The following is a 23,468-nucleotide window of genomic DNA, read 5'->3' as shown; positions in this document are numbered from 1 at the left end:
TTTGACAACAGTGAAGTAGCGGCGGCACAATTCATCGAGCGGATCTTCGCGTGTAATAATTGCCCCAGACGGAGTGGGCAGCGATGTCAGACGCACGGGTCGAATTGTGCCGACTTCGCAAAACCGCAGAGCAACAGCTGCCCGGTATGGGAGGGGAAGGCACTGCCGTCAGTGCCTGTTCAACCTGCCCCGGATCCGCAGCGACCGCAACGCTCTGAGAGACCCGAAGCCAGGCGACAGCAGGTTCAGAACCTCGTGATCATCTCCTGTTACTTCAACCCCCTGTCCGATCCCAGAGTGGCGGAAAATGCGCGTCGCTTCCGCGAATCGATCAATGTGCCGGTGCAGTTCTGCGAGTTGTCGTTTGATGGCGAGTTTCTGTTTGATGATTCGATCAAGGTCAGCGGCGATGAAGCCGCCCGTTTCATCTGGCAGAAGGAACGGCTGTTGAATATCGCAATCGAGCAACTACCGGAAACGGTTGATGCGGTAGCGGTGGTCGATGCCGACCTGATCTTTCCGAACCGCAACTGGTTTCGCGACACGCTCCGGAGACTGCAGACCGCCGATGTCGTGCAATGCTTCGATTCGGTCGAATATGAAACAGAGACAGGGAGCGTCGAGAAGTCTTACCCCAGTTTCGCGAAGTCGTCCAAAGACAGGCCGGGGATGCCGGGCGGTGCGGTGGCGTTTCGGCGGTCCATCCTTGGGAATGGCGGACTACACGAAGAGAACATTCTCGGCGGCGGCGACAGCGTGATGATGCGACGCTGGGAGAAAAGCGGACTCAAAATCGACAGCGTTCCCGGAGTGGTACGGCATCTTTATCACGGCGATCACGGTGACCGTCAGCAGGTGAGTCGATACGAGGCCTTGAAAAAGGCAGGCTTTGATTTTCAGAAGCACATCGACAGCACCCCGGGCAAGCCGCTCACCTGGTCTGCTGTCGCTGGGGTCTCCGAAGTCATGAGGGTCGCCCGGCGTTTTTTCGAGTCCCGAACTGGATGCAAAACAGAGGGCGATCCTGAGCCTGATCTTCAGGGGCGGGTTACCCCGAAACTGATCCCTACAATCACCGCGAGCATCGAACCGAAAAAGCAACGGGAGACATTCTCCTGTGATGTGATCCTGCCATACAACCTGCCGAACTACCATTATCTGGAAGACTCGATCAAGTCCGTGCTCAATCAGAACTTTGTTGAGACGACGATTCACCTGATCAATGACGGGATGGGTTCAGATCCTGTCGGCTGGGAATATTCCCGATTGAATAATGTCAGGCTTTATAAAAACGCCGACGGACCCGTGGGGCCATACGTCACATTAAACCGCCTGTTCGATCACCTGGAACACGATTACTTTGCAAACCAGGACTCGGACGATATCTCCCTCCCGATGCGGTTTTACAAGAGCTTTCAGACCATCGGTCAGGGCCACCAGATTGTCGGTGGTGCGATGGAGCAGTTCGTCACCTACGACGACAGCAGCGAGAGAATGAGAAAGTCCCTGTCGATGAAGCCCTATCATTATTCGGGGATCGTGCGGTTCGGCAGTCCTTCGGGAAACATCGTCAATTCAACAGCTCTGATCAGCAAGTCTGTCTACGAAAGTTGCAACGGCATGGCCCCCTGGAAAGCAGGGGCTGACAGTGAATTCTATGAGCGTGCGATTTTGGCAGGGTTCAAAGCGGCGGCCCTGAGCGACGTTGTCGCACTGAGAAGACTCCACAATCCGTCGCTTTCAAACGACCAGGTAACCAGCGGGCATGGATCAGATTTCCGCGAGCAGATCAAGCAATGGACCGTAGAGAGCATTGAACGGCAGAAGCTGAGGCCGGATCACTCTATCGGCGGTTTGGCCAAACATCGAAACGACAAAGCACTTGAAGTCCTGAAGGGGAAATGATGCCAAACGAGATCAATCACAGCAGAACCCGCAATTCGTCATTCTATGACCAGAAATACGGCTCCGGTAACGGCTGGAAGTACGACACGGACAAAGTGACGCGCTGGCTGCAGGAAAGCATCGTGTCCCGGTTCGGCCTGACTCCCGGCGACCGGGTGTTAGAGCTGGGTTGCGGTGAAGGCCACCATTCCGCTCTGCTGGCCTCGTTCGGCCTGGACGCGTACGGAGTCGACTTTTCCGAGAAAGGCATCGAGGCGGCGAAGGAGAGGGGCTCTGGTGCGACATTCATCGCTGCCAACGCTCTGGATCTCGGGAGGTTCTTCGATCACGGCTACTTCGACCTGATTTTCGTGCGGGGAATGAGCTGGTATCACTACGAGCTGAGCGGCGTTTCCCGCATGGGGATCGACATCGAAGAAGAAACCGGCAAGCTGTTTGAGTTCCTGAAGCCTGGAGGCACCTTTGTGCTTCAGATCCGGACAGACTTCTCCGGGAACAAGCCGGCGGACAGTGTGTTTGACTGTCGCCTGTCGGAGTTCAAAGGGCTGTTTTCTCAGTTCGGAAAGATCATCCACGCTTCGAACGTGGCGGGCGTGGAGCTGACTGACGATGACCAGGCTGCAGGGGTTAAAGGCGGAATTGTAATGGCCGTACGAAAGCACGGCCAGTTTCTACTATAAATCCCTGATTTCAGTCAGAAATATCATAGTGAAGACTCAGCCAGCTCTCGTACCAAAGTCTCTACTTTTTTCACATCCGGAATCGCCAAAAAACCAATGTCGGTCTGTTGCCGCTGTTGGTTATTGTCGACTGCGACCTGATGTTCAAAAATCAGATCCCCTGCACCGTCGTCCCATTGTGTACGTCGCAGGTTACGGAGTTGCTCCGGTTCGAAAGATCGAATTGCGGTAGCCAGTTTTTTCTCAAATATAATGGCGCGATCCGTGGTGAGCACGTAAGCTGTATTCCTGGCTTTCTTCATCATCCAGACAGGTGAAGTAAGCATCCCGATTCCAATCAGCACAAATGGAATTCCAAATAATGGAAAGAAATCGAACCCTTTGTTAAAGTCAGGCATTTTAAAACCGGACGCACCCGCGATCCAGAACAAGGCAAAAGCAGTCCAGGGAATTCCAAACAACACCATCGGCCAGGCACGCATGCCGAAGCGTTTTGGGTCTGGGTTACCGACCCAGGAAATCCGCTCTTTTTCATTGAGTTCGGCCTGGATCAGAGATTGCAATTTGACTGGTAATCCCCAGAGAGTTTCCGTTGGTGTCGGCATCTTACCTGACCTGTGAATTGGCATGCTGAAAAGTAACTCTGATTCGATCAGAGTGGCTACAGTCCCAAAGAATAGCAAATCAGACAGCGATTGGAATCACTGATGCATAGAAAAAAAGACTTACCTGAGAGTTACAAAAGGGCAGCTGCAATCTCCAGTTTCATTGATGTAATGCATGCCTTGTTTACACGCCGTTCGCACATCCAGACATAGCTGAGTTAACCATTTAGCAGAGACCTCACCTCGTGCGATCGCATATAAGGCAAATGCATATCCTAACATGTTCATACTCAAATATCCCTGACGTGACATACTCCAGCCGGACACGGGACCATCGTCCCAGTAGTTTTCCTGCATGACCATATTGGCAGGAAAGAGCCCCATTCCCTTATATACCGTGATTAGATCCGTCAACATTTCTTGATCTTCTTCATCAGGTGAAATCCGTCGCTCTCCCAGGAGGAGCACATGCCCGATTTCGTGTGCGAGCGTTGCGACTGCTCTGAGAGGGTCTTCCAGAGTATTCAATTCGAGCCCGATCTCATGCTTGTTTCCTACCTTGCCGTACAGACCAGCAGATCCCTCAGTCATCATCCCTTCGAACTCGGGTCGAGCTTCCTCGTAGAACCTGAATCTCAAGCCAACGGGATCGACGTCCATATACTCTGCGACCCGATTCATCAGGCTGCGAATACTTCCATGTGTGAGATCATAATCATCAGGAAAAAATTCAGCAGTGGGTAAAATGAAAGTCCCTTTCGTCAGACGTTGCATGCCAAACTCGTCAATAAGCCAGGTAAAGCGTTCTTCAATCCAGGATTTCTCCTCTGCAGTAACTGGACAAGTCGGCTTTGAACGGAACCAGCCAAACATGAAACAGCCCTTTCTACCAGATTGACAGAGACTCATTTACATGCGCTGTCTAATTCAGAAGCGTTGGTCAGTCTCCAATTTAATTGACATCCAGTCACACATGATAAAGCAGATCTGATCGCAGGACGTATTTGGTTCCCTCTCCAGCCACTGGTGTCCCAGAGTGCCACAACTTGTGTGCAAATAATAAACAGCAACCGGCCTGTGGTTTGACACGAATATCATTTTTCCGAAATACCGTTTCTCCCCCCTGCTCAACCGTATTGAGATAGATCAGAAAAGTAAAACGGGATTCATATCCTGGAAGCTGCTTTGTGCCGTCCTTATGCATGTTAAATTTTTGAGGCCCGCTGTATTTGTAGAAACGAATGAAAGGACTCAAACCCACGGCAGTTCCCAGGTCTGATTCTGGCAAGGTGTACTGCTGGAGCTTTTCCCATAGATCGTCAGCAGTCTTCTGGGATTCGATATCCGCCCGCTCATTGGTACGAATCTGATCCATCTGCTTTCTAACTCCGTAGACATCAACGTCTGCGGGCTCATAGCCGAGGTATTCACTATAATTGATATAGTCCTGGCACTCTGCTGCTGAAAAAAAATGCTCGATCCAGAAGATCTCCTGATCGAGCATTGTTACAGGTTGTTTCATAATGAGCCCTAAATCAGCTTCCACCCCTTGCGATATTCGCGACGGATGTACTGATCTGATTCCGGAGCGTTCGTGGCACGCATGGTCTGTGTATCCCAATGCAGCTTTTTCCCCGTGCGGTAAGCGACATTCCCCAGATGATTTGCCTCGGTTAGCAGACCTGCATATTCGAAATTGCAGGTCGTGGGCGTGCCGGTTTTACAGGCATGAATCCACTCAGCATGATGTCCCAGAGACTTGGGGATATACGGTTCAGGTGGTTTAAAGTCGGCATATTCATTCTCAGGCAGTAAAACATGTTTACTGTAGTCAGACAGCAACATCCCTTTTTCGCCGACAAAGAGAACCCCGTTTCCCCATTGGGGAATTTTTCCCTCTTCCCAGAGTTTGGGCTTATTGGTTCCCTGGTACCAGCCTACGGTGACGGGTGGCAGATCTCCACGTTGACCATACTCGTAAACCGCCTGCATAGAAGCAGGTGCGATCTCTTTCTGGATGGGTGGACCAGCGGCTTCAATGGTCAACGGGTAATCGAGTTTCAAAGCCCAGAAGGGTAGATCGATCCAGTGGCTGCCCAGGTCGGACATGGTCCCGTTCCCAAAATCCCACCATCGGTACCATTTGGGCCCCGGGAAATAGATATTGTTGAACGGCCGCTCCGGAGCGGGTCCCAACCAGAGATCCCAGTCCAGCCCCTTCGGAATCTCATCGCTGTGACTGGGACGTTTTTCGGAATAGACGAGATCTTTCGCAGCCCGGGCAGCTTCTTCTGAAGGATGCCAGCCCCAGGCACGGGAAACCCAGACATGTGCTTCCTGAACAGGACCAATGGCTCCGGTCTCAATTAACTCGACCACACGCCGATAGTTCTCGCCGGCATGAATCTGAGTTCCCATTTGTGTTGCCACACCTGCCTCACGCGCCGCATCCCGGATCACGCGCGCTTCCCAGACACTATGTGTCAATGGCTTTTCACAATAGACATGTTTTTTCATCTGCAGGGCCGGCAGTGTTGCAAAAGCATGGGTATGCTCGCACGTGCTGACCACGACTGCGTCGAACTGATCGGGGTGATCATAGACTTCCCGAAAATCTTTGAACTTCTTAGCCTTGGGGTGGCTCTGTGAGGCTCGAAACAGATTCTGTTCATTGACATCACAGAGCACGGTAATGTTTTCAGAGGAAACATTGCGCAGATTACTGCCCCCCCTGCCCCCGGATCCAATGATGGCGATATTCATTTTTTCATTCAAATTGGTCCCACGAACAATGGCGGGGGCACCAAAACCGATGGCGGCAGCCGCAGACGCAGAGGTTGCCAGAAATCGTCTGCGGTTCATGATAGAATGTGTCTTGTCTGTTTGGCTGGATTTATCTTGCACTGTAGGCTTCCCCCCTCTGAAGAATATGGCCATCCCGCTGGAAATACGTTTAATTAACTTACTTAAACTATCGCAAGATCGATCACGCATCGCAAGACAAATCGACTGGCTCACAGAATTTCTGCAGCAGTCTCAGTTCTGCGTCGAATCAATCACTGGCAGGCAATCCGGACAGGTCCCCTGTGCGTCCAGGTCGTCCTGTAACCAGTGGCTTCCACATTTCACGCAAACCGCGATCTGTCCGGGTGATTCTTCCAGCAGATTCAGATAGTCGATCACCTGCCCCTCGATCTCGGCATTTCCGATCAGACCACGACTAAGAACCAGTACTGCATTGAGGAGCGCTGCTGCTTGAGAGGGGAAAGACTGCGAACATCGGTCGAGGGAGACCCCACCACTCAAACGCTTTCCGATTCGAGCATCGGCTTCAACTGACCAGCGAGAACCAGAACACCAGTCCCCCGCTGAATTCTGCGCCAACAGAATTTCGATCCGATTCGTCTCTGGTCCGGTCACAGGAATACGGACGACCTCTGTCTCACCCTCAGTTCTGATTCTGGCAGGCTTCGGTTTCGGCTTCGGGACGGATCTTGTCTGCTCGCGACCTGAAACATCGGATGAAAGCTGCATTTGCTCAACATCCACTTCTTGAGAGTTCGATTCAAGTGCATGCGACAACTGTGAAAGCAACTGCTTGTGTTGCGATTTGGCTTGTCTCACTTTTCGGCGCAATTGACTCAATGAACGTTCTACCTTGACCAGTTCGGGTGCCAGTCGAATCAAGCTCTCTACATCAACATCAGTTTCTGTTGGCCCTTGATCAGTAACGGATGGTAACTCTTCATCTGAGAAATCCAGTGGCTCACCATGGTGCCAGCGACAATAAGCCTGACGCCAGAGATGCCAACCCGTGGTATCAAACAGATAAGGGTTCTCCGCAATCGGGGTCTGCGACTCACAGGCGTTGATGCCCTGCTCAATAATCGTTTCCCGGGGTTCCGTAGCCAGGATTCCCCTCATTTCCAGTAATTCGCTTTCCATGAATTCAGGTAACGCAGCGAACTCAGTCCGGCAGTCTTCGTCGGCATTCACACCGGCGTTGATCCAGGTTTGTAAATCACTCCGCTGTTCCGGGGTCAGATCAGCAACGCGATCGGGACTGAACTCGATGCCCCACTCAGCCAGTTGTCCACTGATGGTACGATAAGTGTTCGAAACATAATCAGGTTGGCTCAGGTATTGATTCATATACGTATTCTCCCTACAGAAAAAGGGTTATTGAAAATAAGAAGCCGTTATCGGCGTTGTGTGTTAATCAGGCGCAGTGCACCGTGTAAGTCGCGGTCCCGTCAGCGCACTGTTCCAGAGAAAGGCGGACGCCGTCTGTCTGGATTGAGACAGGTAGATAATCGCCCAACAGTTCGATAGAGATTTCATCAGGCAACATGCCTTCCTGTCTGGGAACCGTTGTTGATCCGTAGGGAGTATGAATCGTTTCATAGGTCGTCGCGGATTCGAGTTCCCTCAGAGCCTGCTGCTCGACATGCTGCAGGTCTTCCCAGGCCTGCTCGGCCAGCGAGAAACTGTGCTGCTGATTCAGAGACTCGCGTTGGAGTGCATCAAACGCATTGAGTGATTCTCTCCAGCCTGCCAGGGCTGCTTCATAGGACTGCGCCATCGAAAGACAGACCTCGGCCTCTTCCAGATCTCCCTGCAGACGCTTGAGCCGAGACTTTTCCTGATTCAGCTTTCGCATAAGCTGATTGATCTGCCGCTCCTGATCATTCAGTAAATCACGGCAATGCTGCACATCGGTGGTCGCCTCGATAGACGACAGACCATCGTACTCATCTTCAATCAGTACCAGGTTTGCGAAACTCTGTTTCAGCTGTGCGGGAAAATCTACCTGCGACATACAAGCATGATCCTGACCTGTTACTGCCGCCCCTTGTTCATTAATGCAATGGATTGAGAGAGCATGATCATTCTTTTCCGTTTCGTGTTTCATTCCTGCCTTATCCAAAATCAAAGGTCTCAAGTCCTGTTTTATTCATTCACGTTGACTCAGTTGACTGACTGTATTTCTCAGAGATCTTTCTGAACCTCTCCCATCGTGTCGGGAGCGATGAACTCGAGAGTCACACTGCGATCTTCGACTCCCACACAACCGACATAGACATCACCCAGGCACCCTGCTTCACCAGGAGTCAGTGTGAGAAACTGCGTGACGGGTTCTGCCACCAGCGTGATGCCGCGGGAAAGGTAGTAATCCCGTTTGATCCAGCCCTTCCGTTCCAAGGCACGCAGGTGACACATCACGCCATTGGAGGAGCGAATACCGAAGCGATCCGCAATTTCGCGCACGGTGGGTGAGAGTCGATGTTCGGTGATTTCCTGTTTAATGAAGGAATAGATCGCGTGCTGTTTCTCAGTCAGTTTCTGACGTGCAATGAGTGCTGCTGATTCCATGTGTCTGTCTCCCGTTTGAAGGTGATTGGATGTGCGTTACGTGAGGAATTATAGCGGTAAAAAAGCGATCTAATTTTTTCAGAGGAGGGCTCAAAACAGGTAAACGTCAGATCCCGCTATCTGCCGCCGATTGACGATTTCCGGTGAACTTTCCCGCCAATTTTCGCTCGGAAAAGATCCCAATTTTTTATTTTTTTTCGCGTACGAACTTCAGATCAAAAGGGGACATGAGAAATATTGTCATGCGGACTCACAAAATCACACGTTTACTCAAACAGAGAAATCAGGAAAACTTGGATTTCCTGTTTGTGAACATTCTTTACTTTGTTTACAATATCAACTCTTCTTGCTCTGACGTCTTAAACAACAGAGTGCGACCGTTTCATTCCTGCCTCGACTAAGGTGCCAGCCGTGACGATTCAACTGATTCGCATTTCCGTTCTAAGTTGTCTGTCTCTGATTGTGTTGTCCCTCAACGCAGTCACTCACGCCGAAGAAATGCCTCGTGTCCCCGCAGGCTTCACAATCGAACGCGTCACTAACAGTGAACTCACCAAATACCCGATGATGGCGGGCTTCGACGATCACGGTCGACTGTTCATTGCTGAGAGTTCGGGTGAAAATACGCGGGCCCCGCAGTTGATCAAAGAACCTAAAAGCATGATTCGCATGCTGGAAGATCTGGACGGCGATGGACGTTTTGACAAGAGCACCGTCTTTGCTGATAAGCTGACGCTACCCATGGGTGCGCTCTGGCATGATGGATCACTGTATGTCGCCAGCCCTCCTAACATCTGGAAACTCACTGACCATGACGACGATGGCGTTGCCGATGAGCGTAAGATCATCGTCGATTCGTTTGGCTTCTCCGGAAACGCTGCCAGCATTCATGGCTGCTTTCGCGGACCGGAAGGACGACTCTACTGGTGTGATGGCCGCCATGGTCACGAATTCAAAGACAAGTCGGGAAAAGTCACCAGCAAAGGACTGGCTGCCCGAATCTTCTCCTGCAATCCTGATGGTTCTGATATTGAAGTCCACTGCGGTGGTGGTATGGATAACCCGGTGGAAATTGACTTCACGCCAGAAGGGGAAATGATCGGCTCTGTCAATATCCTGCTCACACGTCCGCGGGTCGACTGTCTGGTTCACTGGTTGGAAGGGGGCGTGTATCCCCACTTTGAAGACTGTGTGGCTGAGTTCAAACGCACGGGGGACCTCTTGGGCCCGATCACCCGCTTTGGACACGTCGCAGTTTCGGGGATGCTGCGTTATCGATCGACTCAGTTCGGCCCTGAATACCAGGGAAACATCTTCACGTCCATCTTCAACACTCACAAGGTGATTCGTACGCAACTGGTGCGCAGTGGTGCCACCTTTGAAACGAAAGAGGAAGACTTTCTCGTCTCTGATGACCCCGACTTCCATCCCACCGATGTCATCGAAGACGCGGACGGCAGTCTGCTGGTGATCAATACCGGAGGCTGGTTCCGCATCGGCTGTCCGCAGTCGCAGATCTCTAAACCAGATATCCATGGCGCCATCTACCGCATTCGAAAATCGGATACTCCCCCGGTACAGGATCCCTACGGACTGGCGCTCGACTGGAACTCCTTGTCTCCCGAACGAAAAATTCAACTCCTGAATGACTCACGTCCATTTGTGCAACGAAAGGCCATCGATGAACTGACCAAAGCCGGCGATCATGCCGTTCCGATGCTGTCCAAAGTTGTTGCTGCTCCCGCAGGCTCTTTCTACAACGATACCAGTAAACGCAACGCGGTCTGGACCCTGACACGCATTGGCAGCGACAAAGCACGAACCGCGATTCAGAACGGTCTGAATTCCTCGGCTTCCGTGCAGATGACGGCGGCCAAGAGTCTCGGCACACTGCGGGATGCGAGTTCCGTCACCCAGTTGACTCAGCTCCTGAAATCTGAGAATCCGGCAATTCAACGAAACGCGGCTACCGCCCTGGGACGCATCTGTGAAGCGGGACAACGGGGCGATACGATCTCCAACGCAGAACTGAAAACCGTTGTCGAGTCGCTTTTCCAGGCGATCAAAGGAACTCCCGATCGTACGCTGGAACACGCCCTGATTTATGCACTGATCCGCATTGACCAACGTGATCTGATTCTGGCGGGCCTGAGTGACTCTAGCCCGGCTGTTCGTCGCGCGGCCTTGATCACCCTGGATCAGATGAACTCGGGTAACCTGACACGCGAACTTGTTACTCCCCTGCTCGACACCGACGATCCGGCACTGCAGAAAGAAGCGTTGACCATTATTGGCGAACATGAAGGCTGGGCTGGTGAAACACTGAGCCTGCTGAAGACCTGGCTGAGTGAAGATGCCCTGAGTGCAGAACGAGCCGCCGTCCTGCGAGGCTTCCTGATCGCGCAAGCCGCTGACCCGGAAGTCCAGACATTGATTGCCCAGGCTTTAACGAATTCAAACACGTCGCGTTCCGCGAAGGGCATCCTACTGGAAGTAATTCAACGTTCCGCGTTGAAAGAGTTCCCCGTAGCCTGGAGACAGGCATTGGAATCAACGCTGAAATCCCAGGACCCAGAACTGCAGATCCTGGTGATTCGTATTGCACAAACTAATGATCTACCAGAGTTAAGTGGTTTATTAACATCACTGGCACTCGACACTCAGCAGCCAGCCACACTCAGAATTGAAGCATTGTCGGCAGCCGGTTCTCAATTGAAATCTGTCGAGGCTGAACCCTTCGATTTTCTGATTGCACGCATGAGCGAAGAATATCCACCCCTGGATCGACTGGCAGCAGCCCGGGCTCTGGCTGGTCTGCCATTATCTGCGGGTCAACTGATTCAATTATCAAAACAGCTCGATGCCCCAGGTCCCCTGGCCTTGCCCGTGCTGTTAAGAGCCTACACCAAAAGTAACGCTGAACCGGTTGGGCTGGCACTGATCAATGCATTGAATGCTTCATCCGCTGCCACGAATCTCTCTGCAGATGAGCTGGCCAGTCTGCTCAAGAAGTATCCGGAACCGGTCCAGAAAGCAGCAGACCCCCTGCTGAAAAAACTGGGCGTCGACCTCGCTCAGCAGAAAGCACATCTGGAATCACTGAAACCGCTGCTGACTCAGGGGCAGATTGAGGAGGGGCGAAAAATCTTCTTTGGGAAGAAAGCGGCCTGCTCCGGCTGTCATGCTGTCGAGGATCAGGGGGGCAAAGTGGGCCCCGACCTGACGCGTATCGGAGCGATCCGCACCGGGACTGACCTGCTGGAAGCAATTGCGCTCCCCAGCGCCAGCTTTGCCCGCGGATATCGTTCTTACCTGGTGGTCACAGATTCCGGTCGAATTTATACCGGCGTCATCAGCCGCGAATCGACGGATACCGTTTACCTGCGCACTGCTGACCTCTCGGAAGTGCGCATCGCCCGCGATGAAATCGAAGTCATGAAGGAATCACCAACATCCATCATGCCCAAGGGCCTCGAACAGCGCCTGACCCCACAGGAAATCCGGGATTTACTTGCTTACCTCCAGAACCGCAAGTAAAGTGGAACTCAGAAACGTTTTCTGAATTCTTTACCGTTAAAGGTGCGCTATGTTTAATGGTTCTTTCTGGCTGCGTCTGCTGTTCTGTCTGACGCTGGCATTTAATCTGATTCCAACTTCCGCAGCTCAGTCTGCCGAAAAAGCGAAACGTCCTAATATTCTGTTTGCGATTGCCGACGACTGGGGTTGGCCTCATGCCGGCGCTTATGGCGACCCCGTCGTTAAAACTCCCACCTTCGATCGGCTCGCCCGCGAAGGAGTGTTGTTTCAGAATGCTTATGTTTCGTCCCCGTCCTGCACGCCTTCCCGTGGTGCCATTCTAACTGGTAAATATCACTGGCAACTCGCTGCGGGAGCGAACCTGCACTGTATTTTTCCGGATCGTCTCACGACCTATCCGGAGATTCTGAAGTCACACGGTTACACCGTAGGACATACAGGCAAAGCCTGGGGACCGGGGCGTACCGAAACCCGCTCTCGCGAACTGGCTGGAAAACGATTCAAAAATTTTCAGGACTTCCTCAACCAGCAGGACGGCGATGAGCCCTTCTGTTTCTGGTTAGGCAGTAGTGATCCCCACCGCCCGTACGCACCAGGGTCCGGAGTAGAAAGTGGCATGGATTTGAGCAAGATCAAGCTGCCCGCCTGCTTCCCTGACGCAGAGGAAGTCCGTAGCGACGTCGCCGACTATTACTTTGAAGTCCAGCGATTCGACCAGCTCGTGGGAGACGCGCTGAAACTGCTGGAAGAAAAAGGCGAACTGGACAATACCATCATCTTCATGACCGGCGACCACGGTATGCCTTTCCCCCGTGGCAAGAGCTGCCTGTACGATACCGGCACTCGCGTTCCCCTGGCGGCGCGCTGGCCCTCTCACATTAAGCCCAATCGGAGTGTGACGGACTTCGTCAGTCTGATTGACCTGGCCCCCACATTCTACGAAGCCGCTGGTGTCGAAATTCCCCAAGACGTCACCGGCAAGAGTCTGATGCCGGTTCTGGATGCATCCGGATCGGGACGCATCGTAGCTGACCACGATGAAATCTTCTTTGGCAAGGAGCGACACGTTCCCTCACAGGAAGAACCTGACATGGGAGGCTACCCCTGCCGTGCGATTCGGGCGGACGATTTTCTTTACATCCACAATTACCGGCCTGATCGCTGGCCCGCGGGAACACCCAACTACACCAAGGCAGCCATTCCGGGCACCTGGTATGGGGATTGTGACAATGGCCCGACCAAGACCTACATGGTTACCCATAAAGATAAGGATGCGGAACATCGCCGACTGTATGAACTGGCCTTCGGCAAGTTGCCTGCAGAAGAATTATATGATCTGCGGAATGACCCTGATCAGCAACAGAATGTGGCCCAGGATCCCATGTATCAGATGATCAAAGCCAGGCTCGCGAAGGAACTGCATCAAAAGTTGGTTGCAACTCATGATCCCCGCGAACTGGGACAGGGAGACGAACTGGAAAAGCATCCCTACCTGGGCGGCGGCCCGAAACACCCGAGCCTGGAAAAGAAACGCAAGAAAAAACCGCGAAAGAAAACTCCGAATCCTGAATAGCTTTTGGGGAACTGTCTGATTCACTGTCGTGACTCTAGCCTGGATCGCATCTGGTTCTGTTCTGTATCATCAATCAGATGTGAAGACCTTAAATAGTCGATAATTTCTGCACGCTGATGAAACGTCAGTGAATTTAACCAGTAGTAGTAACGGCGCTGACCGCGAAGAAACCAGAGAGATACCAGAGTTGAAGGAACCAAACAGACAAATCCCCAATTCTGAGTATAAAAGCCATAAGCGATTCCGGTTACCCCAACGAAAATGAAGAATAACAAGATCAGATTCATAAACAGATCACGTTTATCTGGATCTATGATCTCTTTGAATATCCTCTGACGTTCTTCCTGATATTCCTCCTCCGTCAACATAACTTCAAGTGCTCTCCTGAGATTCGTAAGCTTGGCTCGAAAGTATGCCCGAGAGTCACAATTCCGGACCTGTGGATACATCTGCTGAAACATCAGATGATATCCCATCTCCTCGCTATCCGCCTCATTTTGGAGATCATCACTTTGCGACATCGGGCTTTCTTTCAAACTGAATGCTGGACCTGATCAAAGATGTCGCCACTGTAGAATAGCAGCAATCAGATTTGACTCTTCTTCATCATGATCCAGATTTGTCATCTGCAGGGACCTCCCCCCTGCTCTTTGAAACGCACTGCAGTTAACCTCCAGGTCATCCAGCAGCAAGGTGTCCTCGAATTCAAGCGCATGCGCACTCAGCCAGCTGCCGTAAAACCGTTTTGGGTTTTCTCGTTTCAGCACACGTTGGCTACAGGAACAGAGCACTTCATCAAACAATTGAGCAGCTTGACGGAACGAGAGAGTTTCCTCTTCCACGGATTGAGTTGTTAACGGTCTCTGCGCGTTTGCGTCTTGAAGTGCCTCCTGAAAACAGTCCATATTGTCGGTCGCCAGGACGATTCCAATTCCCCGCTGCCGGATCTCACGCAACATCTGAACCAGCCGCTGATTGACCTGCATTAACTGACAGTCCTCTACCAGCTTGCGTCTCAGATAGTCAGGGGGAAACGAGTCATCCGGATCGATATCCAAGCTGTCTAAGATCTGGTGCGCAGAAACATCTCCCCGCATCCAGTCATGGATCAGTGACTCGTCTTGAAACAGGACTTCGGCTGCGTCCGTCAGTTGGGCGTGCAGGGGATGGTCGCTGTTATGGAGGATAGAGAGCCAGAAGGGGTCGCGGGACAGCACGCCATGCCAGTCTACAAAGATCACTTTGTCCCAGACTGGTTTACATCGTGGCGGCATGCTCTGTTTTCCTGGTTTGTGAGTCTAATCCAGTTTCTTAGGCTTCTGATTTGGGGGCTGATCGGTCTGAGCGGCCTGATAGAGTTGCTCGATGAACTCGTCAGTCATTCCCGTTTCCTTGCGTCCCTCACGATTGAAGGTATCTCCGACCGACAGGGCAGCTCTAACTGGCCAGTGCAGATGTTGTTCGTAGGTCTCCCAGTCAGAGAGGTGGTCGGGTTTTAGCTGACGTAGCCAGTGCAGACCAAAGGCGACGTGCTGAATCTCATCGCGATAGACGACCTTCATCAACGCGGCACTCCGTTGGTCGCCAGCATCGAGAAAATACTGTTCGAATTCCAGAGTATGATCCAGGTTACGACCTTCGAACGTGAGTGGCAGACCGGCCAGATAATCCAGCAGACTCTCGTAACTCAATGCTTTCTTCCAGATGTAACAGTTCACAGGCAGGCTGCCGAACTCCAGCCCCAGCACGGAGGCACGTTCCTTATGCATGCGCGTGTGTCGCTGCTCGTCTGCCATGATGTTGCACATTCCCTGGCGAAACTCTGCATGAGCATCGGGGAAGGCGCACAGAATATAGGCCATCACTTCCAGGGCCTGCAGTTCATGATTCGCCATGATGTGATGTGCCAGGGCCCGCTTGTCCTGCTCAAGTAGTGCGGAGGGTTTCGGCATACCGGGGGCGGTTCGCGGGGGAGCGAACTTCAGGTTCGCAGGTCGCCCTGGTTCCTGAATACGCAAAGGATCTCCTGGATGTTCGTCAGTCAGTACTTCAGGGGCGGGAAGCAGTTTTTCTTCCAGAGACTCGCTTAAGAGAACCCGTTCGGCGAAGGCGCGTATTTCCATGTCGATGATCGTTAGCCAGGTGAAGGTGTGCGGGCGCGAAAGAGGGCAACACAGCCAGTCACTTTCACTTCCACGTCAGTATAGCGACTTGCGAGTTGGGATTGTAACTCATCCAGACTGTCCGACGTATTTGTGAAGATCTTTTTCTGGTTATAAAAGTTCATCAGACGTCGGGCCGAAAAGCCACGCGGGACTCCCTGACTCAAAATCGTAGCTCCGGAGATGATGGCGCCCGGGTTTAACCAGGGCCCCAGATGATCGAACAGCTTTGCTTTTGATGTCAGATCGCCGGGTAGACAGTGCAGCAGATAATTCAGACTGACTGAATCGAAAGGGCGTGCCTGCGGGGGCAGGGGAGCCAGTACATCGGCCTGATAGACTTCCGGCTGGTAGCGTGCGCTCCGACTGGCGGCGGCCGCCAGACTGTTGGGATTCAAATCCAGAAGTCCCAGGCGGACTTCTGAACGCGGAAAGGTGCAATGCTCCAGATAATAACCGGTGCCCACACCGACATCGAGGTGATTGGCAGTCAGGCTCTGATTCATCCAGTTCAGAATCTGTTTAGTGCGACATTTCCAGATCAGGGAGTTTGAAATTCCCAGAACCCAGATATCGTAGATGGAAAGCATTTTTCTCGTGTAGACCGCCTGTCCGGGGGCGGTATCTGCAGAGTCCAGGTTCATAGAAGATGGCATTCGAAGCAAAGACAGAGTTCAGATCAGCCGGTGGCTCTGACAAGAAACCCACCCGGCAGACGTTTAACGACCTTCCGCATTTCCAGAACCGTCAAGGTGGAGAGAATACGGGACGAGTCGAGATTACTGGATTGCACGATTTCATTCAAATGCTGCGGCTCGAGTGTGACCAAATTCAGGACATCCCGTTCAAAATCGCTCAGGGAGAGTTCGCGCGGCGTATGCACTTCACGGTTTTCTGAGACCTTCACCGGAGTTTTAGCGGGACTCAATCCTTCCAGCACATCCTCCACGCTGCGGACAAGCATGGCGCCATCGCGAATCAGATCATGACAGCCGGCACTCGCCGGGTGATCTATTCGTCCCGGAACAGCGAATACGTCTCGCCCCTGTTCGTAAGCATGTCGGGCTGTATGCAGGGCCCCACTCTTACGCCCCGCTTCAATCAACAGTACGCCCATCGACAGTCCGCTGATAATCCGGTTACGTTGTGGAAACAATCCGGCCACGGGAGCCTGGTCGAGGGGGAACTCGGTCACCAGGGCTCCTTGTGCGGAGACCTGCTTGGATAGTTCGCGATGCTCGGGAGGATAAATATGCGAGAGCCCGGTTGCCATTACGGCGATCGTTCGGCCTCCGGCTTTGAGAGCGCCCCGATGGGCGGCCTGATCGATGCCTCGTGCCAGTCCACTCACCACTGTCACACCGGCGCGAGCCAGGGCGGCTGCCATTTTTTCGGCCTGCTGCAACCCATAATGCGTACACTTTCGTGAACCGACAATCGCAACCGCCAGTTCGTCTTCGGGCAGGATCTCTCCTTTGCAGTAGAGCAGGGCAGGGGGATCGGGCATCTCCCTTAAGAGGGATGGGTAATCATCAGACTCTTCAGACAGCAGCTGGTATCCTGCGGCTCGACAGCGCTGCAGTTCTTCTTCAGCCGTCGATTTGGAGGTACGATAGATGATGGCGTTGGCCAGCTTTGCGCCAATCCCCGGCACGTTCAGCAGATCCTGTCGAGGGGCATTTAAGATTTGACTCGGTGTTCCAAACTGGTCCAGCAGGGAACGCCGGATGCGCGGACCGACTCCCTGAATCAGATTAAGCTGGATCTGATCCAGCAGTAACTGGTCTGATTCAGAAGATTCGGCTGGCATATGCGGATCACACTCGATGAGAACAGGCAGAGATATTTATATTAACGTGCGTACATGCTCCCATAAAAGTCATGAAAAAACAACTAAGATCAATGCTCAATCTCAGGGAAGGGGAGTCTGACACTTGACAGCAACCGCTGTTTGCCTCTAAACACGAAGCACATCGTTTTGAATTTCCAGGAAGGCCAGGTACATGCTGGATAAGATTTTTTTTATCATCGCCTGCATCATTATCCCCGTGTTATGGGGAGTGATCGTGAACTGGATTTTCAATCAATGGCAAGATCGCTCGAACAATAACTCTGATGACGACTACATTTTCCCCGACTACCAGATTTGAGGCGGTGCGAAAATGAGCGTGGGATTGTTTGATTTTTTGCTGATTTCGCTGGCCGGGGGCGCGATCGGCTTCCTGGCAGGCATGTTCGGTGTCGGGGGCGGTTTTCTGCTCGTCCCGATTCTGAATATCGTCCTGGGTGTCCCCATGGAACTGGCTGTCGGCTCCAGTGCCTGCCAGATTCTGGGACCGGCGACCACCTCTCTGCTTGCTCGGAAGATCAAAATCCGGGACCTTGCTTTTCCCCTGGTCATCACGGGAGGACTGTTCCTCGGCGTAATCGCCGGGACCAGCATTCTGGAAAAAGCAAAGAATTCCGCCAAGATCCAGCTGAACGGACAGCCGATCATCGTAGCGGACCTGGTGGTGCTGGTTGTCTATTTTCTGATGCTGCTGACACTGGCCGTCATTTCCCTGAGAAGCGCACGTCGACCGGACTCGGAATTGAAGGACGCGATTTTCAAAAACCGCTTTCTCATCCCGCCGGTAGCGACTTTCCCCAACCTGTTCGAGGGGACGCTTTCCATTCCGGTGATCGCCTGGTTTGGCCTGGCGCTCGGACTGATTTCGGGCCTGCTGGGTATTAGTGGGGGAATCCTGCTGCTGCCCATGCTGATTTTTGGATTGGGAATTCCCACACATCGCGCCATCACCTGCAGCCTGGTGATTGTCTGGATTGTGGCCTTTCAATCGACGATTGCCCATGCCTTGCACGGCAATGTCAGTATCGAAATTGTAATCGCTCTCCTGCTGGGGGGGACCATCGGCGCTCGACTGGGCTCGGACCTGAACTCCCGTCTCAAAGGCCTGCAGTTGAGACAGCAGTTTGGCTGGTTATTACTTTCGGTGGCTCTTATGATTGGAATACGGCTGATCTATATGCTGGTCAGCTGAAATCGATTCGAACCTGATCTCACAGCATCAGACACCCTCAGACAGGAAAGGTACATTCCTGTTCGCAGGCACTGATCTGTTTTTTAAGAGGGAGACGCATTCATGGCTGCAAAATCAATTCTGTTTTTAGCCGGCGATTATGTCGAGGACTACGAAATCATGGTGCCTTTCCAGGCGCTGACGATGGTCGGTTACCAGGTCGACGTTGTCTGTCCGGATAAAAAAGCGGGGGACATCATCCGGACTTCGATCCACGACTTCGAAGGGGATCAGACGTATTCCGAAAAACGGGGGCACAACTTCACCCTGAATGCGACTTTCTCAGAAGTCCATCCCGATGATTACACCGGTCTCTTGATTCCCGGCGGACGGGCTCCCGAATACATTCGCCTTAACGAGCGCGTACTTGAAATCACGCGCAGCTTCTTCGAAGCCGGCAAACCGGTGGCCGCTGTCTGTCACGGGCTGCAGCTGCTGGCTGCAGCAGGAGTACTCAAAGATCGCAGCTGTACTGCGTATCCTGCCTGCGGCCCCGAAGTGAATCTGGCGGGTGGAACTTATGTGGAAACAGCCATTGATGGCGTGCACGTGGATGGGAACCTGGTTTCATCGCCTGCCTGGCCTGCCCATCCGCAGTGGCTGGCTGCTTTCCTGAAGGTACTGGGAACAAAAATCGAACTCTGATGTTCGTCAGCCGAACAGGCGATCCTACTAATTAACTCTGGAGACAAACTGATGTCCTGCTGCTCTCTTAACTGGTCGACAATTGGCGCGGCGCTGGGTGGACTGGCCGTCATTCTGGGTGCCTTCGCTGCGCATGGAATCGATGGTTACTTTGCAGAAAAATATGCGGGCCAGGTGAAAACGGTCACCGGCGTCGAAGTGCCCGCTGCCCAGAAATACCTGAACGACTTCAAAACCGGCGCGCAGTACCAGATGTATCATTCACTGGCGCTGCTGGCCGTTGGTTTTGCGGGTGTGACTTCGCGAAAACAGAAGCTGCTCAACATTGCCGGCTGGTGTTTTCTGCTGGGAATCATTTTTTTCTCTGGCAGTCTTTACGTTTTAACCTTAAGCGGTCAAACTTTCTGGGGAGCGATCGCGCCCATCGGGGGTACTTTGTTGATTGTGGGCTGGTTTTCACTCGCGGCAGGCGTCTGTGCCTGTGGCGGTGGCTCAACAATTGAAACAGACGGCCCTGAGACTCCTGCCTCGACCTGAAGCCGCCTCTGCGTGGCTCTGACTTATATTGATGACCGAACCCGGTCATCCCTACCTACATTCAGGATAGAACATTCATGCTGATTTTTGACGCCCACCTTGACATGGCCTGGAACGCCTGCGAATGGAACCGTGACCTGGAACTGCCGGTCAGCGAAATTCGTAAATTTGAACGACAGTTCGAAAATATTATTCCCGGCGAAGCCACCGTTTCCTGGCATGCGCTGCGCAAAGGGGGCGTGGGAATGACCATCTCTACGCTGCTGCCCCGCCTGCACCGCAAGGATGCAGCACTGACACATTATCAGTCCCGCGAAGCAGCCTATGGGGTCGCCATGGGACAGCTGGCCTATTATCGGGCTATGGTGGAGAAGGGGGTTCTGCGGGAAATTCCGGACGGTAAGACCCTGAAGAGTCACGTCGAGGAGTGGGAAGCCAACGAGGCAGCCGCCCGCGAAGAAGGCAGCACGATTCCCATTGGATTCATTCTGAGCATGGAAGGGGCTCCGCCGATTCTCTCACCCGGTCAGATCGAGCACTGGTTCGATGCCGGCCTGCGGATTCTGGGCCCCGCACATTATGGCCCCGGTCCGTACTGCTACGGAACGGGCAGTACCGGTGGTCTCAAAGAGGAAGGTCCCGCACTGTTGAAAGAGATGGATCGGGTCGGCATGTTACTGGATGTAACCCACTTGGCCGATCAGTCCTTCTGGGAAGCTCTAGAGATTTTCCAGGGGCCTGTACTGGCCAGTCACCATAACTGCCGTTCCCTGGTGGATGCGGATCGTCAGCTGACCGATGACCAGATCAAAGCCCTGATCGAACGTGGAGCCGTCATTGGTTGTGCTTTCGATAACTGGATGATCAAACCAGGCTGGACGATCGGCGTTTCTGATCCCAAGACGACCTCCGTCGAAGATATCGCCAACCATACCGACCACATCTGTCAGCTGGCTGGTAATGCGAAGCATTGTGGAATGGGAACCGACCTCGACGGTGGTTTCGGCAAGGAACAGACGCCACACGATCTGGATACGATTGCGGACCTGGAAATGTACGCCAGTATCCTGGAGAAGCGGGGCTACAGCGAGGCTGACATCAAAGGCATCATGTCGCAGAACTTTATCGATTTCTTCCTGAAAGCACTGCCAGCCGGCTAAATTTCGACATTAATCGAACAAAATAAGACGCCGTATCCCTCGATATTGTAGAGAGATACGGCTTTTTTCTTTTACCTCGTCAAAACTTTTGAAAAACGGTCAATAATCGATTTTCTCCAGCGAATCACTCTTTGTAACGTGGCCGATCGGTTTGGCCTACTGTTCCGAATCGAACATATCTTGGAGTGAGGGAGTCTGGACAATGTTATTTTTTGGCAAGAAAATCTTGATAGGTGCTGCAGTGCTGGCCACGCTGGGAACCTTCGTCTTTGGCCGTGATGTTGTGAGTTACATGAAGACGGCCGGCAATTCGGTACGGGAAGCTGTGAAATCGGAAGTTCCCGTCGATTTTGAAGTCGAACGTGCCCGTAAGATGGTAGAAGACCTGGTCCCGGATATCCGGCGTTGCATGCACGTGATCGCTGAGCAGCAAGTGGATGTAGAAACCCTGCAACAGGAAATGCATGACTCAGAGCTGGCGATGAAACAGCAGAAAGAGGCCATGTTCACGCTGCGGTCTGACCTGGAGTCGAACGATACAGAGTTCGTTTATGCAAGTCGGACTTATTCCAAGGATGACATTCGCAATGACCTGGCACAACGGTTTGATCGTTTTAAGGTCGCTTCCGAGACCCTGAAACGCAACCAGCAGATTTTGAAAGCCCGCGAAAAAGCACTGGATGCCAATCGCGAAAAGCTGGAAAACATGCTGTCTTCCAAGATGGACCTGGAAGTACAGATCGAGCAGCTGGAAGCTCGTCTCAAATCAGTTCAGGCTGCTGAAACGGTCAGCAATCTGCAGATCGACAACTCACAGCTCACGCGAGCCAAAGGTCTGATCCGCGATCTGAATAAGCAGCTGGACGTTAAAGAGAAGCTGCTGGATGCCGAAGGTAAGTTCACCGGTCTGATTCCCGTCGACACCAAAGTCGAAGAAAAACGGGATGTCGTAAAGCAGATGGATGAATACTTCAAACTGAAGTCCGGCGACAAGGTCGTTGCACAATAATCGCTGTGTGATCGTAGCGAACCATAGGCGCGAGGGGGTGGCAGGCAGGATTTGTTGTGAAACAAGGCTGCCTGCCCCCGTTGCCTGGTTTGAAAAACAGTGAATACCGCAGTAAAAACAGGATTCTTTCGCACAATTCGTTTTCTAATCCGTTAAAATGAGAGGGTAACCGGACCGCCGGTTCCTGACACATCCGCGTTTTCCCAGGGGAATTTCATTGGGCTTCTTTTCTCCCACATCCAGAGACGACCGGCAGTCTGCTGCCCCCACTGATGCGGGTACGAATTACCTGCTGTGGATTGACGGAGTCGGCACCTGGCTGGTTTATCTGCAGGAGACCCTGCGAATCGGGGGCCCGGGGAAACCAGGTTCCAGCAGCCCACTACGTTCTGAATGGGCTGATCTGGCCTTACTGTCGAACCTGTCGCGACACCACGCAACGATTACCCGTTCCGGAGAAAGTTACTATCTGGAAGCCCATGCCCCAGTGCTCTGCCAGGAACGCCCTGTCAATGATCGAGTCTTGCTGTCGGACCGGGCGACGCTTAAACTGAACCAGGACACCATCCTGTCATTTACCCAGCCAACCGCGCTCAGCACATCTGCCTGTCTGGAGTTCACCAGTTTCCATCAGCCTCAGCAACGGCTGGATGGAATCGTACTGATGGCCGACAACTGTCTGCTGGGCGCTACTGGAGAAAATCATATTGTCTGCAAGAACTGGCCGGGATCTGTCGTGATTTACCGCCAGGGAGACCAGGTATTCTGTCGTTCGCGACAGGAGATCTATGTGAATGAGGAGCCTGCCTCACAGGGAGCCGTTTTAACCCCGGGTTGCCTGGTGAGTGGTCCTGAACTTCGCTTTCGCTGGGAGGTTATTGTTTAATCTGCTTCGGGGTTGTCTCGCGCAACAACACAGTTTGTACTATGGAGATCGGCATGATGTTCTCAATCATAAGTCTCATCCTATTTTTATTCTCACTAGCCTTTACGATCCTTTATTTTGCGTTCTGGATCTGGATGCTGATTGACTGCCTGAAATACGAGCCCTCAGAGGGAAATGATAAAATTATCTGGGCCGTTGTGATTATTCTCCTGCAGGCACTGGGAGCCTTGCTGTACTACATTGTGCGTCGACCGGAACGAATTAAGCAGACGGGGCAGTAAAACTTACGAAAAACTATGAACCAGAATGACTTTGT

Annotated in this window: 25 protein-coding genes; 13 read left to right on the top strand and 12 right to left on the bottom strand. The window is 52.6% G+C overall.

The window, feature by feature from the left end; all coding sequences use genetic code 11:
- Positions 1–83 precede the first annotated feature (83 nt).
- Genes RID21_RS09570 through RID21_RS09560 form a run of 3 tightly spaced genes read left to right on the top strand, consistent with a single transcriptional unit; the run spans position 84 to position 2,585 of the window.
- Positions 84–218, top strand: a complete 135-nt coding sequence (locus tag RID21_RS09570) for a hypothetical protein (protein ID WP_350188407.1) — start codon at positions 84–86, stop codon at positions 216–218.
- On the top strand, positions 172–1,905 hold the full coding sequence (locus RID21_RS09565) for a glycosyltransferase (RefSeq protein WP_350188406.1): 1,734 nt from the start codon (positions 172–174) through the stop codon (positions 1,903–1,905). The genes RID21_RS09570 and RID21_RS09565 overlap by 47 nt, the downstream gene beginning before the upstream one ends.
- Entirely contained in the window at positions 1,905–2,585 is a 681-nt protein-coding gene (locus tag RID21_RS09560; protein ID WP_350188405.1) for a class I SAM-dependent methyltransferase, read from the top strand. Before RID21_RS09565 ends, RID21_RS09560 begins: the two co-directional genes overlap by 1 nt.
- A 23-nt stretch (positions 2,586–2,608) precedes the next feature.
- Here the strand turns inward: RID21_RS09560 and RID21_RS09555 are convergent, their stop codons facing one another.
- The 7 genes from RID21_RS09555 to RID21_RS09525 all read right to left on the bottom strand — a co-directional run bounded on the left by RID21_RS09555 (position 2,609) and on the right by RID21_RS09525 (position 8,563).
- The gene (locus tag RID21_RS09555) at positions 2,609–3,190 is read right to left on the bottom strand and encodes a hypothetical protein (protein WP_350188404.1); all 582 of its coding nucleotides are present in this window, start codon (positions 3,188–3,190) and stop codon (positions 2,609–2,611) included.
- Between the two features lie 120 nt (positions 3,191–3,310).
- Entirely contained in the window at positions 3,311–4,063 is a 753-nt protein-coding gene (locus tag RID21_RS09550) for a hypothetical protein (protein ID WP_350188403.1), read from the bottom strand.
- A gap of 94 nt (positions 4,064–4,157) precedes the next feature.
- Positions 4,158–4,736, bottom strand: coding sequence for a 2OG-Fe(II) oxygenase (locus RID21_RS09545; protein WP_350188402.1), 579 nt, complete (start codon positions 4,734–4,736; stop codon positions 4,158–4,160).
- Positions 4,721–6,052 carry a Gfo/Idh/MocA family protein gene (locus RID21_RS09540; RefSeq protein ID WP_350188401.1) on the bottom strand — a complete coding sequence of 444 codons (1,332 nt, stop codon included), beginning with the start codon at positions 6,050–6,052 and terminating at the stop codon, positions 4,721–4,723. Before RID21_RS09540 ends, RID21_RS09545 begins: the two co-directional genes overlap by 16 nt.
- A 174-nt stretch (positions 6,053–6,226) precedes the next feature.
- Positions 6,227–7,342: a hypothetical protein gene (locus tag RID21_RS09535; protein ID WP_350188400.1), complete on the bottom strand. Its 1,116-nt coding sequence runs from the start codon at positions 7,340–7,342 to the stop codon at positions 6,227–6,229.
- A gap of 67 nt (positions 7,343–7,409) precedes the next feature.
- Positions 7,410–8,009, bottom strand: a complete 600-nt coding sequence (locus RID21_RS09530; protein ID WP_350188399.1) for a hypothetical protein — start codon at positions 8,007–8,009, stop codon at positions 7,410–7,412.
- Between the two features lie 170 nt (positions 8,010–8,179).
- Positions 8,180–8,563: a LexA family protein gene (locus RID21_RS09525; RefSeq protein ID WP_350188398.1), complete on the bottom strand. Its 384-nt coding sequence runs from the start codon at positions 8,561–8,563 to the stop codon at positions 8,180–8,182.
- 411 nt (positions 8,564–8,974) lie between these two features.
- Here RID21_RS09525 and RID21_RS09520 point away from each other — a divergent pair, with 411 nt between their 5' ends.
- Together RID21_RS09520 and RID21_RS09515 are read left to right on the top strand one after the other, a co-directional pair.
- Positions 8,975–12,100, top strand: a complete 3,126-nt coding sequence (locus RID21_RS09520; protein ID WP_350188397.1) for a PVC-type heme-binding CxxCH protein — start codon at positions 8,975–8,977, stop codon at positions 12,098–12,100.
- Between the two features lie 49 nt (positions 12,101–12,149).
- On the top strand, positions 12,150–13,673 hold the full coding sequence (locus RID21_RS09515; protein WP_350188396.1) for a sulfatase family protein: 1,524 nt from the start codon (positions 12,150–12,152) through the stop codon (positions 13,671–13,673).
- A gap of 20 nt (positions 13,674–13,693) precedes the next feature.
- On the opposite strand, the gene RID21_RS09510 is transcribed toward RID21_RS09515, so the two are convergent.
- Genes RID21_RS09510 through dprA form a run of 5 tightly spaced genes read right to left on the bottom strand, consistent with a single transcriptional unit; the run spans position 13,694 to position 17,645 of the window.
- Positions 13,694–14,194 (bottom strand): hypothetical protein, encoded by a 501-nt coding sequence (locus RID21_RS09510; RefSeq protein WP_350188395.1) that lies wholly within the window; start codon positions 14,192–14,194, stop codon positions 13,694–13,696.
- Between the two features lie 33 nt (positions 14,195–14,227).
- Positions 14,228–14,947, bottom strand: coding sequence for an HAD family hydrolase (locus tag RID21_RS09505; RefSeq protein WP_350188394.1), 720 nt, complete (start codon positions 14,945–14,947; stop codon positions 14,228–14,230).
- Between the two features lie 24 nt (positions 14,948–14,971).
- Entirely contained in the window at positions 14,972–15,796 is an 825-nt protein-coding gene (locus RID21_RS09500; protein ID WP_350188393.1) for a ferritin-like domain-containing protein, read from the bottom strand.
- Between the two features lie 11 nt (positions 15,797–15,807).
- On the bottom strand, positions 15,808–16,479 hold the full coding sequence (locus RID21_RS09495; protein ID WP_350188392.1) for a class I SAM-dependent methyltransferase: 672 nt from the start codon (positions 16,477–16,479) through the stop codon (positions 15,808–15,810).
- Between the two features lie 35 nt (positions 16,480–16,514).
- A complete protein-coding gene (gene dprA, locus RID21_RS09490; protein ID WP_350188391.1) occupies positions 16,515–17,645 on the bottom strand; it encodes a DNA-processing protein DprA in 1,131 nt (376 codons plus the stop codon).
- 193 nt (positions 17,646–17,838) lie between these two features.
- Here dprA and RID21_RS09485 point away from each other — a divergent pair, with 193 nt between their 5' ends.
- From RID21_RS09485 to RID21_RS09450, 8 genes are all read left to right on the top strand, one after another.
- Positions 17,839–17,985 carry a hypothetical protein gene (locus tag RID21_RS09485; protein WP_187781903.1) on the top strand — a complete coding sequence of 49 codons (147 nt, stop codon included), beginning with the start codon at positions 17,839–17,841 and terminating at the stop codon, positions 17,983–17,985.
- Positions 17,986–17,997: 12 nt separating this feature from the next.
- Positions 17,998–18,876, top strand: coding sequence for a sulfite exporter TauE/SafE family protein (locus RID21_RS09480; protein WP_145045416.1), 879 nt, complete (start codon positions 17,998–18,000; stop codon positions 18,874–18,876).
- 102 nt (positions 18,877–18,978) lie between these two features.
- Positions 18,979–19,560, top strand: a complete 582-nt coding sequence (locus RID21_RS09475; protein ID WP_350188390.1) for a DJ-1/PfpI family protein — start codon at positions 18,979–18,981, stop codon at positions 19,558–19,560.
- A gap of 51 nt (positions 19,561–19,611) precedes the next feature.
- On the top strand, positions 19,612–20,097 hold the full coding sequence (locus RID21_RS09470; protein ID WP_145192909.1) for a DUF423 domain-containing protein: 486 nt from the start codon (positions 19,612–19,614) through the stop codon (positions 20,095–20,097).
- A gap of 77 nt (positions 20,098–20,174) precedes the next feature.
- The gene (locus tag RID21_RS09465; RefSeq protein WP_350188389.1) at positions 20,175–21,257 is read left to right on the top strand and encodes a dipeptidase; all 1,083 of its coding nucleotides are present in this window, start codon (positions 20,175–20,177) and stop codon (positions 21,255–21,257) included.
- 202 nt (positions 21,258–21,459) lie between these two features.
- Positions 21,460–22,266, top strand: a complete 807-nt coding sequence (locus RID21_RS09460) for a hypothetical protein (RefSeq protein ID WP_145045424.1) — start codon at positions 21,460–21,462, stop codon at positions 22,264–22,266.
- Between the two features lie 217 nt (positions 22,267–22,483).
- Complete coding sequence (locus tag RID21_RS09455; RefSeq protein ID WP_350188388.1) at positions 22,484–23,152, top strand: FHA domain-containing protein; 669 nt, start codon at positions 22,484–22,486, stop codon at positions 23,150–23,152.
- Positions 23,153–23,193: 41 nt separating this feature from the next.
- Positions 23,194–23,433: a PLDc N-terminal domain-containing protein gene (locus tag RID21_RS09450; RefSeq protein ID WP_350188387.1), complete on the top strand. Its 240-nt coding sequence runs from the start codon at positions 23,194–23,196 to the stop codon at positions 23,431–23,433.
- Positions 23,434–23,468: the final 35 nt, after the last annotated feature.

Origin of the sequence: Gimesia sp., assembly GCF_040219335.1 — a bacterium.
Taxonomy (GTDB): Bacteria; Planctomycetota; Planctomycetia; order Planctomycetales; family Planctomycetaceae; genus Gimesia.
The sequence above is the reverse complement of the archived record's forward strand: the minus strand, read 5'-3'. Positions and strand labels throughout refer to the sequence as shown.

Coding starts and splice junctions, on each gene's coding strand:
- RID21_RS09570 (WP_350188407.1), top strand. CDS start 84: ATGTCAGACGCACGGGTCGAATTGTGCCGACTTCGCAAAACCGCAGAG.
- RID21_RS09560 (WP_350188405.1), top strand. CDS start 1,905: ATGCCAAACGAGATCAATCACAGCAGAACCCGCAATTCGTCATTCTAT.
- RID21_RS09555 (WP_350188404.1), bottom strand. CDS start 3,190: ATGCCGACACCAACGGAAACTCTCTGGGGATTACCAGTCAAATTGCAA.
- RID21_RS09550 (WP_350188403.1), bottom strand. CDS start 4,063: ATGTTTGGCTGGTTCCGTTCAAAGCCGACTTGTCCAGTTACTGCAGAG.
- RID21_RS09540 (WP_350188401.1), bottom strand. CDS start 6,052: ATGAACCGCAGACGATTTCTGGCAACCTCTGCGTCTGCGGCTGCCGCC.
- RID21_RS09535 (WP_350188400.1), bottom strand. CDS start 7,342: ATGAATCAATACCTGAGCCAACCTGATTATGTTTCGAACACTTATCGT.
- RID21_RS09530 (WP_350188399.1), bottom strand. CDS start 8,009: ATGTCGCAGGTAGATTTTCCCGCACAGCTGAAACAGAGTTTCGCAAAC.
- RID21_RS09525 (WP_350188398.1), bottom strand. CDS start 8,563: ATGGAATCAGCAGCACTCATTGCACGTCAGAAACTGACTGAGAAACAG.
- RID21_RS09515 (WP_350188396.1), top strand. CDS start 12,150: ATGTTTAATGGTTCTTTCTGGCTGCGTCTGCTGTTCTGTCTGACGCTG.
- RID21_RS09510 (WP_350188395.1), bottom strand. CDS start 14,194: ATGTCGCAAAGTGATGATCTCCAAAATGAGGCGGATAGCGAGGAGATG.
- RID21_RS09505 (WP_350188394.1), bottom strand. CDS start 14,947: ATGCCGCCACGATGTAAACCAGTCTGGGACAAAGTGATCTTTGTAGAC.
- RID21_RS09500 (WP_350188393.1), bottom strand. CDS start 15,796: ATGGAAATACGCGCCTTCGCCGAACGGGTTCTCTTAAGCGAGTCTCTG.
- RID21_RS09495 (WP_350188392.1), bottom strand. CDS start 16,479: ATGAACCTGGACTCTGCAGATACCGCCCCCGGACAGGCGGTCTACACG.
- dprA (WP_350188391.1), bottom strand. CDS start 17,645: ATGCCAGCCGAATCTTCTGAATCAGACCAGTTACTGCTGGATCAGATC.
- RID21_RS09485 (WP_187781903.1), top strand. CDS start 17,839: ATGCTGGATAAGATTTTTTTTATCATCGCCTGCATCATTATCCCCGTG.
- RID21_RS09480 (WP_145045416.1), top strand. CDS start 17,998: ATGAGCGTGGGATTGTTTGATTTTTTGCTGATTTCGCTGGCCGGGGGC.
- RID21_RS09475 (WP_350188390.1), top strand. CDS start 18,979: ATGGCTGCAAAATCAATTCTGTTTTTAGCCGGCGATTATGTCGAGGAC.
- RID21_RS09470 (WP_145192909.1), top strand. CDS start 19,612: ATGTCCTGCTGCTCTCTTAACTGGTCGACAATTGGCGCGGCGCTGGGT.
- RID21_RS09465 (WP_350188389.1), top strand. CDS start 20,175: ATGCTGATTTTTGACGCCCACCTTGACATGGCCTGGAACGCCTGCGAA.
- RID21_RS09460 (WP_145045424.1), top strand. CDS start 21,460: ATGTTATTTTTTGGCAAGAAAATCTTGATAGGTGCTGCAGTGCTGGCC.
- RID21_RS09450 (WP_350188387.1), top strand. CDS start 23,194: ATGGAGATCGGCATGATGTTCTCAATCATAAGTCTCATCCTATTTTTA.